Raw genomic sequence first — 13,494 nt, forward strand, 5'->3', positions numbered from 1 at the left:
GGACCTCACTTAGAACGAGCCAAAAAAGGCGCCCCGCGGGGCGCCTTTTGCATTGGCAGCGATGATGTCGGCGATCAGCTTTCGAAGCGATCCAGCACCAGGCAGGCATTGGTGCCACCGAAGCCGAAGCTGTTGGAAAGCACTCGCTTGATGTCGACATCGTCGCGTCGCTGGCGAACGATATCGAAACCGTCGGCCTGCTCGTCGAGCGTGTCGATATTGGCCGACGCGCAGATGAAACGGTTCTGCATCATCAACAGCGAGTAGATCGCCTCCTGCACGCCGGTTGCGCCCAGCGAGTGGCCGGTCAGCGATTTGGTCGAGCTCATCGCCGGCGTGCTGTCGCCGAACACTTCGCGAATCGCCTTGAGCTCGGCCACGTCGCCCACCGGCGTCGAAGTGCCGTGGGTATTGACGTAGTCGACCTTGCCGTCGAGACCCGCGAGCGCCTGACGCATGCAGCGCGCCGCCCCTTCGCCGGAGGGGGCCACCATGTCATGACCGTCGGAAGTGGCGCCGTAGCCGGTGATCTCGGCATAGATCCTGGCACCGCGAGCCTTGGCATGTTCGAGTTCTTCCACCACCAGCATCCCGCCGCCGCCGGCAATGATGAAGCCGTCGCGATCCACGTCGTAAGGGCGCGAGGCCTTTTCCGGCGTGTCGTTGTAGTGGGTGGTCAGTGCGCCCATGGCATCGAACAGACACGACAGCGTCCAGTGCTCCTCCTCGCCGCCACCGGCGAAGACCACGTCCTGCTTGCCGAGCTGGATCTGCTCGACGGCACTGCCGATGCAGTGAGCCGAAGTGGCGCAGGCGGAAGAGATGGAGTAGTTGACACCCTTGATCTTGAACGGCGTTGCCAGACACGCCGAGACCGTGCTCCCCATGGTTCGGGTCACTCGGTAAGGCCCGACGCGGCGCAGACCTTTTTCACGCATCACATCGGCGGCTTCGACCTGATTGGCGCTGGACGCGCCACCCGAACCTGCAATCAGTCCGGTACGCGGATTGGAGATATCGCTGGCTTCGAGCCCGGCATCCTCGATCGCCTGCTGCATGGCGATGTAGGCATAGGCCGCCGCATCGCCCATGAAGCGAAGCTGCTTGCGATCGACCAGCGATTCGATATCGATATCGACGGCACCGGCCACGTGGCTGCGAAAGCCGAGTTCGGCATATTCCGGCTTGAAGCGAATGCCGGAGCGCCCCTGGCGCAGAGCATCGAGCACCTGCCGGGCATCATTGCCCAGGCAGGAAACAATACCCAGGCCGGTGACTACCACTCGTTTCATGGAAGCCTCCCGCTCAGAATTTCTCAGTATTGGTAAATAGACCGACGCGCAAGTCCTTGGCCTCGTAGATATCCTGGCCATCTACCGACAGCGTGCCGTCGGCGATACCCAGTACCAGGCGTCGAGTGATCACGCGCTTGATCTCGATATGATACGAAACCTGGCCGGCGCTGGGCAGGATCTGTCCGGAGAACTTGACCTCGCCACACCCCAGGGCGCGGCCTCGGCCGGGGTTACCCAGCCAGCCAAGATGAAAGCCGACCAGCTGCCACATGGCATCCAGGCCGAGGCAGCCGGGCATGACCGGGTCACCGGGGAAGTGGCACTGGAAGAACCACAGGTCGGGATGGATATCCAGCTCGGCGATGATCTCGCCCTTGTGATACTTGCCGCCGTCCTCGTTGATCCGCGTGATGCGATCGAGCATCAGCATGTTGGGCGCGGGAAGCTGGGCGTTTCCGGGGCCGAACAGTTCCCCCCGGCTGCATTTCAGCAGATCGTCTTGGCTGAAAGAGTGCTGTCTGGTCACTGGATGGTTCCGAGAATCGAAAAAGAGTTTGCCTTGTCGTCTCCAAGGCGCGGCCAGTCTAATGGCTGCGAGCACTGAATGCACGTCGGCCAAAGCCTAGTCGTGTGCGATCTGCCGCGCAATGATCCGCGCGACGCTTGCTCTGGCGAATACCGGCGGGGCATGATGCAAAAAGGGAACGGGGTCTTTGCAACGGCCGCCAGGCAAATGATAACGACGATAAAAGACGATCTATGTGGCCTTTCTTTACGCTGAATCGACCGCTGGTCTGGTTGGCGCTGGCGGCACTCGCTGGCGCTAGCGTGCTGCCGTTGCTGAGCTTGCGACTGGCGGCGCTGGTGGTCATCGCTATTGGCATGGTCGATGGCTGGCGCCAGATCCGGCTCGAGCATCAGCGGCGTCGCCTCGGCGAGCAGGCCCTCGAACTGTCCCAGGATGGCGTGATGATCACCAACGCCGCCAATCGAATCGTGATCGTCAATCCCGCCTTTACCCAGATCACCGGCTATACGCTCGAGGAGATCCGCGGCCTCGATCCTTCCGCCCTCTCTTCAGGTCGTCACGACAAGGCGTTCTACGATCGCTACTGGCAGACCCTGAAAACCACCGGGCGCTGGGAAGGCGAGATCTGGAACGAGCGCAAGCACGGTGATCAGTATCCCCAGTGGCTGCGGGTTCAGGCGTGTCATGACCACAAGGGACGGGTATCCCATTATGTCGGCCTGTTCACCGATATCACCCGGCACAAGTCACGGGAGCAGGATCTGCGTCGTATCGGTTTCGAGGATCCGCTCACCGGGCTGCCCAATCGGCGGCGGCTGCATGATCTGCTGGCGTCGCGTTTGCGTCATCTGCGTGCCGGCGAGGGACTGGACCTGGCGCTGATCGATATCGATGCGTTCAAGACGGTCAACGACAGTCTCGGTGTCGATAGTGGAGACCGGCTACTGGCACGTTTCGGTCAGCGCCTGGCCGCCCAGGTGGCTGGCGGTATCGTCGGGCGGCTGGGCGGCGACGAATTCATGGTCATTCGCACCACGACGTTCGACGATCATGACAAGTGGATCGCCACTCTGCGCCAGCATCTCAGCGAACCGTTCGAGATCGACGAGAGTTCGTTGCATCTGGGATTGACCATCGGCAGCTGTCGGGCGCCGGAAGACGGGGCCGATCCCAACGTGCTGTTCCAGCGGCTCGAATCCGCGCTCTACAGCGCCAAACGTCACGGTCGCAACCACGATCGACGTTTTCGCCCCTCGCTGGAAGTCGAAGGCGACCGCCAACTGACCATTCTCAACGAACTGCGCCAGGCTCTGGCTCAGGGCTCCCAGCTGGAACTCTACTATCAGACCCAGCATCGTCTCGACGATGGCGAAATGGTCGGCATGGAGGCGCTGCTGCGCTGGCATCATCCCGACCATGGTCTGATCCTGCCCAGCGAGTTCATTCCGCTGGCGGAGCGCCACGGATTGATGCCGGTTCTGGGAAACTGGGTCATCGACCAGGCCGTGGCGCAGCTCGCGACCTGGCGGGGACAGGGTCTCGACGTGCTGCCCGTCTGGGTCAACCTCTCGGCGCTGCAGCTGATCCAGGGCGACCTGGAGTCGCATCTGATCTCGACCTTGAAGCAGTATCGGGTGCCGGCTCGACTGCTCGGCCTGGAACTGACCGAATCGGTACTGCTCGACGAGCGCGCCGGCGACATTTCGCGGCGGCTGGAGGCGCTGCGGCGGGAAGGGCTGCAGATCGCGATCGATGATTTCGGTACCGGCTATTCGTCGATGGCCTATCTCAAGCGACTGCCGGTCGACAAGCTGAAGCTCGATCGTGAGTTCATCCGCGCCCTGCCGCACGACCATGCCGATGCGGCGATCACCTCGGCGGTGCTGGCGATGGCCCATGGTCTGAATCTGGATGTGATCGCCGAGGGCGTGGAGACCGCCGAGCAGCGGGATTTCCTGCTGGCCAGAGGATGCCGCCACGTACAGGGCTATCTCTATGCCCGACCCCAGCCAGCCGGGGAAGTGGAAAATCGGCTGCGACAGGCCGTGGCAAACGTTTATTCCTGATTCTGCCCGCCGGGCTGCGACTGGGGGGAACCGCCCAGGCGCCACGCGACTCCACTGCAGATGATGGCCCAGACCATGGCTTCGACAGCGATGGCCCAAGGCTGGATATTGACACCGGCGAGCGCCGCGCCGGAAAGATAGCTCATCGGCCCGCCGATAATGCCGCAGGCCACCGCCAGGGCGCGGTGTGACCAAAGCCAAGCCAGACAGTGATGCAGCGTCGTGGCGAATAGTGGCCACAGCGCCCAGAGCCAGAATGGGGAGCCGTGTTCGATCTCGATCCCTCCTGCGATCATCAGCCCGCCATCGACGATGACGCCGGTCATTGCGAACCCAAGCCACCACCGCCACTCGCCGGCTCGGGCGAGCCAATGCCAGTGTGCCCAAAGAATCAGCGGCATGACGACGCTGGCCCATCCGGAACCGCCCAGTACACACGCGAACCAGCCCCCTTGAAACATCAGAGCATTGGCGATTAATGCCAGGCGGCTGTTGGATGGCGGCATGATTCGCGAGCGCTAAACGCCGCCGGTCAAAGGGGCGCGTCGGGCCTCCGGTTTGGCCAGCAGCAGGTGGCAGGTGCCGATCGCCCGTTCCAGGAACGCCCCCTCGCAGTAGCATAGGTAGTAGCGCCACATGCGGATGAAACGCTCGTCGTAACCCAGCTCGCGTACCTGCTCGAGACTCGCTTCGAAGCGCAATCGCCACTCGTGCAATGTACGCGCGTAGTGGAGGCCGATCTCGTCGAGATCGATCAGATTGAGCTGAGTATGACGACTCAGCCCCGAGAGCAGTGCGGTGTGAGAAGGCAGAAAGCCGCCGGGAAAGATGTGGCGCTTGATGAAATCCATTTCGCGCTTGGCCGCCTCGAAGCGCTGGTCGCGAATGGTGATGCACTGCAGTAGCGCCAGGCCGTCGGGGGTCAGCAGGCGGTCGATACAGCTCAGGTAAGTGCCCAGATATTGGTGGCCGACCGCTTCGACCATCTCGACCGAGACGAGCCGATCGAAGCGGCCTTCGAGGTCCCGGTAGTCGTCCTTGAGCAGCGTGATGCGGCCCTGGAGACCGGCTTCTCGCACGCGGGCCGCGGTGTAGGCGTGCTGTTCTTCGGAGATGGTCGTGGTGGTGACGCGACAACCCCGAGTCCTCGCCGCATGAATCGCCAGCCCTCCCCAGCCGGTGCCGATCTCCAGCAAGTGGTGATGCGGTTCCAGCGCGAGCTTGTCGAGAATGATATCGAGCTTGTGTGTCGACGCCTCCTCCAGCGTGGCCTCGGCGTGGGGAAACACCGCGCTCGAATACATCCAGTGCTGGCGATCCAGAAACGTGGCAAACAGCTCGTTGCCCAGATCGTAGTGCGCGGCGATGTGGCGTTTCGAACGCCGCGCGGTGTTGCGCTGTAGCGTATAGAGGGCGGCCAGCGCCCAGCGACTGAAGCGGGCGGTGCCGTTCTCCATCCGATCGTTGACCCGTTCGACGTTGCGCGCGAACAGGCGAATCAGCCCGACCAGATCGTCGACTTCCCAGGCTCCGTCCATGTACGCCTCGGCGACGCCCACGGTGCCGCCGAAAGCGAAGCGGCGCCAGAGATCGGCATCGTGGATGGTGACCTCGACGTGGATCGGTGGCGTATTCGGCGTCGGCTGTCCCAGCTCGAGAACCTCGTCCCCTTCGCGCAATGTCAGATGGCCGCCTTGCAGCGCATCGAGCGCCTTGAGCAGGCGTGGGCGCAACCAGCGCGACAGTCGCGGGGCTTCCGGGGTGCGGTCGGCGGTGGAAGAGCGGGCGGTGGTCATGACGAAGGCGTCTCCCGTCCGGGGTGATCGTGAATCGGCGTGCGCTTGAGCCATAGCCTGAGCGCTTGCCAGTGGATGGTGATGAGGGTCTTGAGCGTCATGCCGGGATGCTTGATCAACTCTGCCACCAGGGCGGTGCGGGTCGCCGGCTTCAGCGTCAATGTCAGCGTGGCGTCGAAGTGGCGCGCTTCTTCGTGCCACGTCTCCATGTGCATCATCAGGCGCCCGTTCGACTTGGCGGAATGCGACGACGGGCAATGCGACGACGGGCAATGCGACGACGGGCAATGCGATGAGGCGGAACGCGGCGTATTGAAACGCCAGTAATAACGCATCTCCATCGGGTTGAAGGGCGAAACATGCAGGCGCTTGTCGAACTCGGCCCGGTGCGAATGACGCTCGGGATCGACCCGGCAGGCGTAGACCTGGCGCTCGCGCCATGGGGTATTGGTGACCTCGGCAAGGACGGCCCGCAGCCTGCCGTGCACGTCGTAGGCGTAATACAGCGTCAACGGGTTGAACAGCACGCCGAACAGGCGGATCTGGCTCAGCATGCGAACCGGGCCGGTCGGCGCGCTACCCAGCTCCGTCGTCAGACGGGCGCGGACGGCATCGGCCAGCGGCAGCTCGTGGGGCGCCAGATAATCCTCGCGGCGAAAGCGTGCCGGTGCCCCGCGACGGGTGCCGAACCCCGGGGTCCGGGCCAGTAGCGCCGGCAGCTCATCGAGATCGAGCCACAGCATCCACACGCGGTAATCGAAAGCGTGCCAGCGAGGCAGAAAACGGCGGTGACGCAAACGCCCCACGGCGAGCCGGCTGTGAAAGCAGGGGTCGCTCATGCCGGTTCGACCTGATGCCCGGCCGGAGCCGCTGATTGGGTCGAAGATGGCTGCGCAGGGCTCCCATCGATCGCTTCGACCACGCGCAGCGCACTCCAGACGCCATCTTCGTGAAATCCGTTGCGCCAGTAGGCACCGCAGAAATGCGTGCGCCGGGACGCGCTGGAAATATCGCGATGGCGAGCCTGCGCCTGCTGCGCCTCGAAGGTGAACTGGGGGTGTGCATATTCGAACCGGCCCAGCACCCGAGCGGGATCGATGCTGGCATCATCGTTGAGCGTTACACAGAAGGTGGTGTCGCTTTTCAGTTGCTGGAGGATGTTCATGTTGTAGGTGACGGGCACGCAGGCCTCGGCATCACGGCCGTCGAGACGATAGTTCCAGCTGGCCCACGCGCGCCGCCGTCGGGGAAGCATGCCGGTGTCGGTGTGCAGCACGACACGGTTGCGACGGTAACCGATGGCGCTCAGGACCGCCCGCTCGGTATCGCTGGCCTGGGCACCGAGAATACGCAGGGCCTGATCGCTGTGGCAGGCCAACACCACCTGATCGAAGCGCCGTTCGCCGACAGCGGTTGCGAGCGTCACGCCTTCGTCGTCGCGGTGCAGCGCCGTCACCGGCGTATCGAGATGTACGTGTTCGCGGTAGGGCGCGACGAGGGGATCGATGTACGCCCGGGATCCCCCCTTTATCGTGCGCCATTGCGGGCGATCGTTCAGCGACAGCAGGCCGTGATGATGAAAGAAGCGCACGAAGAACCGAGCCGGAAAGTCGCGCATGCCCGCCTCGCTGGCGGACCAGATCGCGCCACCCATGGGCAGAAGGTAACGGCGATGGAAATCTTCGCCGTAGCCGCCGCTGGCCAGATAGTCGCCCAGCGACAGCGACGCGGGCAGGCTGCCGGACCGATGATCGCGAGTTGCGCGCCGGTTGAAGCGAACGATGTCGCTGAGCAGGCGATGGAAGCGCGGGCGTAGCAGGTTGCGGCGCTGGGCGAACAGACTGGTCAGCGTGTGGCCATTGTATTCGAAGTCGCGACCTGTCTCGTGAACCGAAAAGCTCATCTCGGTGTCCTGGCCGGCCACCCCCAGCGAGGCCATCAGATTCTCGAAATGCGGATAGGTGCGATCGTTGTAGACGATGAATCCGGTGTCGATCGACTGCCGTTCCGCACCCGTGTCGACATCGATCGTTGCGGTATGGCCGCCCAGGCGTGAGTCGGCCTCGAACAGTGTGACCTGGTGCCGACGGGAAAGGTAGTGCGCGGCGGTCATGCCGGCGATGCCGCCGCCGATCACGGCAATCCGCTGGGCGGGGGGCGTCATGACGATGCTCCGGCGCGATCCCGGTTGGCGACCCGCAGGCCGAGACGGAGGCGAAGCGTCGGCGGAAGAATCCCCAGTGCCTTGATCAGGAAGGTGAAACGTTTCGGGAAGTGAATGTCGAGCCGGCGTCGCTCGAGACCGTCGATGATGTAATCGGCAGCCTGGTCGGCATCGATCTGCATCGGCATCGAGAAATCGTTGCGCGCCGTCAGCGGCGTCTTGACGAAACCCGGATGAATCACGCTGACATCGATCGCCTCCGCCGCGAGATCGAGCCGCAGCGACTCCAGAAAATGCGAGATGGCGGCCTTGGAAGCGCCGTAAGCCTCTGCACGTGGCAAGGGCAGATAGGCGGCCGCGCTCGATACGCCGGCCAACAAAGGACGACGATCTCCGCCTTTCGCCTGGCGCAGCAGCGGCAGCGCTGCCTCGATGGCGTGGAGCGTTCCCCGGAAATTGGTCGAGAACACCCGTTCGACCAGCTCGACATCAAACTGGCGAACATCCAGATATTCGCAGGTGCCGGCGTTGAGCAGGGCGATGTCGAGACCGCCAAAGGCGTTGTCGATGGCGTTGCCGGCGCGGCGCGTGGCGTCGCGATCGGTGAGATCGGCCGGTACCACCAGCGCGTTGTCGTAGCCGGAGGCCAGCGCTTGTAGCGCCTCTTCTCCGCGTGCGGTCAATGCCACCCGGTGACCTTCGGCCAGCAGACGTTTGGCCAGCGCCTCACCGATTCCCGACGTCGCACCCGTCAGCCAGATGCGCCGGGTTCCCGATAGACTCGCCATGACCCTTCCTCGTTTGCTTGAAAATCACGATCCGCTAGCGCTGATGACCACTACAGGCGCTTCTTGACGCCCCTGACCATCCAGCCCATCACCGGCAAATGTTCGTACAGCATCGCTCCGACATCGAAATAATCCCGGTGACGGCAGACGCGTTGCCCCCGCCACTGCAGATGAGAACAGCCGGCCACGGTAACGTTACGTCCGTCACGCAACCTTGGATGCGCCAGTTGCATGGTCCAGGTCAGAAAACTGGTGTCATCGACCGATTGGCGCGTATGAAAATCGAAATGACAATGTTGCACGCCCTCCATCAGCTTGGCGTAGTAGGCCATGAGATCATCACGGCCGACATGGTGATGAAGAGGATCGGTGAAATCGACGTCGTCGCTGTAGCACTCCGCCAGTGCCGGCAGGCCATCGGCCGTCAACGGCTGGAACAGGGCGCAGAAGTGCGTGACGGACTCGGTACTCGGAGTTTCGGGCGTGATCACCATGACCTCCTGGGTCGTCGCCGATGACGATGGCAAGGGAGCTTGTCAGCTCAGGTTCTTGAATGCCTCGAGGGCCCGCTCTCTGGCGCGTCGATGATCGACGATCGGAGCCGGATAACCTGTTTGATGGCGCTGTTCCGGACTGGGTTGATGGCGATGCTTGGCCGGCAGATCGGCCAGCTCCGGCAGCCAGCGGGCGATGAATCGAGCGTCCGGGTCGAAACGCTGGGATTGGGTGGTCGGATTGAAGATCCGGAAGTAGGGAGCCGCATCGGTGCCGGTCGACGCCGCCCACTGCCAGCCGCCGTTGTTGGAGGCGAAATCCCCGTCGACCAGCTGCTGCATGAAGAAGGATTCGCCGCGCCGCCAGTCGAGGAGCAGGTGCTTGCTCAGGAACATGGCCGTCACCATCCGCAGGCGGTTGTGCATCCAGCCGGTGGCGACCAGCTGGCGCATGGCGGCATCGACGAGCGGATAGCCGGTGCGCCCCTCGCACCAGGCCTCGAAATCCTTGTCACTGTAGCGCCAGTTCAGCTTCTCGGTCTCGAGCTTGAACGGGCGGCGCCGACAGACCCGGGGAAAACCCACCGCGATGTGCTGATAGAACTCGCGCCAGACCAGTTCGTTGGTCCAGCTTGCCAGGCCGGCATCACCATCGGCGAGATGACCGCCATTGTTGGCCATCACCGCTTGCAGGCACTGGCGGTACGAGATCATCCCGGCCGAGAGATAGGCGGAAAGCTCGCTGGTGCCGGCAACGGCGGGAAAGTCGCGGTCGTTGTCGTAACGGCGGGCACGCTGCTGCAGAAAATGGGATAGCCGGTCGGCGGCGGCTTCCTGACCTGCTGGCCAGGGCTCGTCCTCGACGCGGGAGGATGACGTAGAGACAATGTCAGAGCGATCCGGTTCGGGAAGCTCGGGAATCGGGTCGCTGGCGATATCCAGCCGAGTCTGACGTCGGGGGGTATCACGCAATGCCAGCTGATCGGCATCGATACGCTGATGCCACGCTTTGGCAAAGGGAGTGAAAACCTTGTAGTACTCATCCTGCCCCGTCAGCAGCTCGCCCGGTTCGAAAGCGATGTGGTCGGCGTAGCTGAATGACGATATCCCAGCCTGCTCGAAGGCGTCGGCGACTTTCTCGTCGCGCACGCGCTCATCCAGCGGGTACTCGCGGTTGAAGTGCAGCGCTTCGGCATCGCAGCGTCGGGCAGCATCGAGTAGTGCCTTCGGAGCCGCGGCGAAATCGTGGATATCCGCATAGAGCAGGGGAATGTCGAGCGCGGCCAACTCTTTCTGCAGAGCGACGACCCCACGATGCAGAAACGAGATCTTGTTGGCGCCATGGTCGTGGCTGCGCCACTGACGCCTGCAGGCGAGATGGATGCCGACGACCGGACCTTTGGCGGCCGCTGCGCTCAACGCGGAATGATCGAGCGTTCTCAGGTCGTTGCGAAACCAGACCAGTTGCACGGAGGACATGGGCACATCCCTTGCCGGTAAGTGAGCGACGCGTCCCTGCGTCGCGTGGTGTTCATCGCGCTAATCCGCAACCGGTTGCCGATCGGTTGTCTCGACCAATGATGCGAACGCCGGGTCCCGTCTCCGCAGACCGGATTCAGCCGTCGGCATCGAGCATCGCGCGCAATCGGCTCAATGCCTGGCTCATGTCCTCACCCAGCACGGCGACAGCGGTGTTCTCGAAATCGCCGACGCGAATGCGGGCAATGGGGCCGACCAGGCATACCGGCGCCCTGGACTGTTCGGCAAGGCGGGGAAGCTGGCGGCGAATGACGTCGCTACGCTCGGCATGACCACTGGCGAGCAGCAGCGCCGTGACGCCGAGTCGTTCGACGGCCAGTGGAAACTCGCTCAATGGCAGCTCGCCATCCATCAAATGTACCCGGTAGCCGGCGGCCGAAGCGGCCAGTCCCATCAGCATCGCCCAGAAGCCACTGCTGTCTTCCGGCAGCCGAGCGACCAGCACCTCACCGGCGTTGCTCAACTGATTGGCATGGTAGATGCGAGTCCCGATACGGGTGCGCAGAAACGATTCCAGCAGTCGTCGTTGAAGCGTTGCGCCGAACTGGTCGCCCCAGCGCTCTTCCAGCTGCGAAATGACCGGCTGCCAGAGCTCGGCGATGCAGAGACTGACCGGATACAGCGCCAGACTCTGGTTGAACAGCACTTCCAGTCGCCCGGAGTCGAAAGCCTCCACTGCCTGAATCAGATGCTGGCGCTGGCTGGCCCAGTCGCCCATCTGCGGCGCAGGCGTCTCGACGGTTTCCGGCTGATCGATGAGTTCGCGCACCTGGCTTACCGGAACGCCCCGGTTGAGCCACTGCAGGATGCGCTCGACGCGTTCGATATCGTCACGGCCGTAGAGGCGGTGACCTTTCGGCGTGCGCTGGGGGCGAATCAGGCCGTAGCGGCGCTCCCAGGCACGCAGTGTGACGGAATTGACTCCAGTGAGTCGCGATACTTCACGAATCGGATAGAGCGGCGCGGCACTGGAATCCATGGCCTTGTAAGTCATGCAAATCCTCCTGCGAGGTCTCTGCGTGCGCCGTCTCGTCGAATGAGATGGTTCATGTCAATGTTGCGAGTCATCGCTGCGTGTGGCGGAGTGGCTGGGGCATCGGTCGCGTTCGTCTATCGCAGCCGGCAGTGTTACGACTTGAAGGTATGTTACGTCGTGAAATAGTGCCTTCATGATTTGCCGACGTCAGGTAGATCCAGCAACGGTCGCCACGGAGTCGATGACTTCGACGAGTCGTGACGAGACGAATGCTACCGTCTCGATTACCCAAGGATGGGTGAATATGTTGTACGGTTCAAGCGCTTTGTACAATCTTCATGCAATGCAACAGCGCCAGTTATCGGTCCTGTGCCCGCAATTCGACGATATCCGCGAGGGCACGACCAAGGCCGGATGCTGCCGACCGAATTCAGCGGTGGCAGGATGAGCGGATGGTGTCGGGCAGTCTCTTCGAGCTGGCCCGCCAGCCTTTCCGCCGTTGCCGCCCCGACGCGAGAAACAGTGGCAGTATCTCGATCCGGGTAACGCCCCGCGCGGCGAGCCCGGCCACGCCGGTTTCCAGCGGCGGTCCGATCAACGCCATGAGGACGACGGGCTTGTCGACCCGTGGCTGCCGCTACGCTCCAGCATCTCGAGGGGGCACGCCAGCGACATCGCTCTGACCATGGGTCAACAGGACCATGGCGGGCTGTGGCATGCTGCCTCCTGTCAGGTCACGCGAGATGCGCCCGTGTCGTGGGTTCGGATCGTCGCCTGGCCATCCGGCGGTGAACGGCACAGAGAACGCCGAGCGGCCACGCGACGGCCTGCTAGACTCAACGAATTGTACAATATTGGTATGACCGCATTGGTATAACTGGGAGCATCCATCATGCGTTTATTGGTCACGGGCGGTACGGGCTTCGTCGGGCGTCGACTGATCGAGCGGGCCCTGGCGGCGGGTCATGAGGTCATGGTGATCTCTCGTGATCCGGAACGCGCACGCCAGCAGCTGCCGCAGAGCGTGCGCATCGGTGACGATGCCACGGATTTCGTGTCGTCCCTCCCGGACGCCATCGTCAATCTCGCTGGCGAACCGATCGCCGACCGACGCTGGAGCGATCCTCAGAAGACCCGACTGGTCGAATCACGCCGCCACGCCACGCGCGATGTCGTGGCGCTCTGTGAACAGCTGGCGCAGCGGGGCCAGGCGCCGCGAGTGCTCGTCTCCGGTTCGGCCATGGGCTATTACGGCGATCAGGGCGAGCGCGACGTGACGGAGGAAACGCCACCGCACGACGAGTTCGCCCATCGGCTGTGTCAGGCCTGGGAAACGGAGGCGCTCAAGGCCGAGGCGTTCGGGGTGAGGGTGGCGTGCCTGCGTACCGGCCTGGTGCTGGATGCGGGAGGGGGAACGCTGGCCAAGATGATGCCGGCATTCAAGCTGGGGCTTGGCGGACGGCTGGGGGACGGGCGTCAGTACATGCCCTGGATCCACCGGGAGGATCTGATTGGCGCGATCGAGTTTCTGCTCGAGGAGGCGACCCTCAGCGGCGCCTTCAATGGCTCGGCGCCCAACCCGGTGACCAACGCCGAATTCACCCGCGCCATGGGGCGTCATCTGCATCGCCCGGCGGTGCTGTGCGTCCCCGCACCCGTGCTGAAACTCGGACTGGGCGAGATGTCCCGTCTGCTCTTGACCGGCGCCTGCATGCGTCCCAGACGCCTGCAGGAAGCCGGCTTCACCTTCCGCTACCCGACGCTGGACGAGGCACTGGCCGCCATCGTCTCGCGATGAGTGCTCTCGCGCCCCCGTGCCCGCGCGCGGAGGCAATGGAAACCGCGGC

13 protein-coding genes are annotated in these 13,494 nt (G+C 63.5%); 2 read left to right on the forward strand and 11 right to left on the reverse strand.

Features of this window, described 5'->3' with window-relative positions; all coding sequences use genetic code 11:
* Nucleotides 1-74: 74 nt before the first annotated feature.
* Together fabB and fabA are read right to left on the reverse strand one after the other, a co-directional pair.
* Nucleotides 75-1,292: a beta-ketoacyl-ACP synthase I gene (gene fabB, locus DOM36_RS18475; RefSeq protein ID WP_110643973.1), complete on the reverse strand. Its 1,218-nt coding sequence runs from the start codon at nucleotides 1,290-1,292 to the stop codon at nucleotides 75-77.
* Nucleotides 1,293-1,305: 13 nt separating this feature from the next.
* Nucleotides 1,306-1,821 carry a 3-hydroxyacyl-[acyl-carrier-protein] dehydratase FabA gene (fabA, locus tag DOM36_RS18480; protein WP_075570225.1) on the reverse strand — a complete coding sequence of 172 codons (516 nt, stop codon included), beginning with the start codon at nucleotides 1,819-1,821 and terminating at the stop codon, nucleotides 1,306-1,308.
* Nucleotides 1,822-2,054: 233 nt separating this feature from the next.
* On the opposite strand from fabA, the gene DOM36_RS18485 reads away from it, so the two are divergent.
* Nucleotides 2,055-3,890, forward strand: a complete 1,836-nt coding sequence (locus tag DOM36_RS18485; protein WP_075570224.1) for a GGDEF domain-containing phosphodiesterase — start codon at nucleotides 2,055-2,057, stop codon at nucleotides 3,888-3,890.
* Here DOM36_RS18485 and DOM36_RS18490 read toward each other — a convergent pair.
* From DOM36_RS18490 to DOM36_RS18530, 9 genes are all read right to left on the reverse strand, one after another.
* The gene (locus tag DOM36_RS18490; protein ID WP_075570223.1) at nucleotides 3,881-4,396 is read right to left on the reverse strand and encodes a DUF2878 domain-containing protein; all 516 of its coding nucleotides are present in this window, start codon (nucleotides 4,394-4,396) and stop codon (nucleotides 3,881-3,883) included. The two genes, DOM36_RS18485 and DOM36_RS18490, sit on opposite strands and share 10 nt — an antisense overlap.
* A gap of 12 nt (nucleotides 4,397-4,408) precedes the next feature.
* Entirely contained in the window at nucleotides 4,409-5,686 is a 1,278-nt protein-coding gene (locus DOM36_RS18495; protein WP_110643974.1) for a cyclopropane-fatty-acyl-phospholipid synthase family protein, read from the reverse strand.
* On the reverse strand, nucleotides 5,683-6,525 hold the full coding sequence (locus DOM36_RS18500; protein WP_110643975.1) for a DUF1365 domain-containing protein: 843 nt from the start codon (nucleotides 6,523-6,525) through the stop codon (nucleotides 5,683-5,685). Before DOM36_RS18500 ends, DOM36_RS18495 begins: the two co-directional genes overlap by 4 nt.
* Nucleotides 6,522-7,850 carry an FAD-dependent oxidoreductase gene (locus tag DOM36_RS18505; protein ID WP_110643976.1) on the reverse strand — a complete coding sequence of 443 codons (1,329 nt, stop codon included), beginning with the start codon at nucleotides 7,848-7,850 and terminating at the stop codon, nucleotides 6,522-6,524. The genes DOM36_RS18500 and DOM36_RS18505 overlap by 4 nt, the downstream gene beginning before the upstream one ends.
* The gene (locus tag DOM36_RS18510; protein ID WP_110643977.1) at nucleotides 7,847-8,638 is read right to left on the reverse strand and encodes an SDR family NAD(P)-dependent oxidoreductase; all 792 of its coding nucleotides are present in this window, start codon (nucleotides 8,636-8,638) and stop codon (nucleotides 7,847-7,849) included. The genes DOM36_RS18505 and DOM36_RS18510 overlap by 4 nt, the downstream gene beginning before the upstream one ends.
* 50 nt (nucleotides 8,639-8,688) lie before the next feature.
* The gene (locus DOM36_RS18515) at nucleotides 8,689-9,132 is read right to left on the reverse strand and encodes a nuclear transport factor 2 family protein (protein ID WP_110643978.1); all 444 of its coding nucleotides are present in this window, start codon (nucleotides 9,130-9,132) and stop codon (nucleotides 8,689-8,691) included.
* A gap of 42 nt (nucleotides 9,133-9,174) precedes the next feature.
* Nucleotides 9,175-10,611 carry a deoxyribodipyrimidine photo-lyase gene (gene phrB, locus DOM36_RS18520; RefSeq protein WP_110643979.1) on the reverse strand — a complete coding sequence of 479 codons (1,437 nt, stop codon included), beginning with the start codon at nucleotides 10,609-10,611 and terminating at the stop codon, nucleotides 9,175-9,177.
* Nucleotides 10,612-10,747: 136 nt separating this feature from the next.
* Complete coding sequence (locus DOM36_RS18525; protein ID WP_110643980.1) at nucleotides 10,748-11,665, reverse strand: MerR family transcriptional regulator; 918 nt, start codon at nucleotides 11,663-11,665, stop codon at nucleotides 10,748-10,750.
* Nucleotides 11,666-12,077: 412 nt separating this feature from the next.
* Nucleotides 12,078-12,251, reverse strand: coding sequence for a CbiX/SirB N-terminal domain-containing protein (locus DOM36_RS18530; protein ID WP_110643981.1), 174 nt, complete (start codon nucleotides 12,249-12,251; stop codon nucleotides 12,078-12,080).
* A 288-nt stretch (nucleotides 12,252-12,539) separates the two neighbouring features.
* Here DOM36_RS18530 and DOM36_RS18535 point away from each other — a divergent pair, with 288 nt between their 5' ends.
* Nucleotides 12,540-13,445: a TIGR01777 family oxidoreductase gene (locus DOM36_RS18535; RefSeq protein WP_075570215.1), complete on the forward strand. Its 906-nt coding sequence runs from the start codon at nucleotides 12,540-12,542 to the stop codon at nucleotides 13,443-13,445.
* Nucleotides 13,446-13,494: the final 49 nt, after the last annotated feature.

Origin of the sequence: Salinicola sp. CPA57, from assembly GCF_003206035.1 — a bacterium.
Lineage (GTDB): Bacteria > Pseudomonadota > Gammaproteobacteria > Pseudomonadales > Halomonadaceae > Salinicola > Salinicola socius.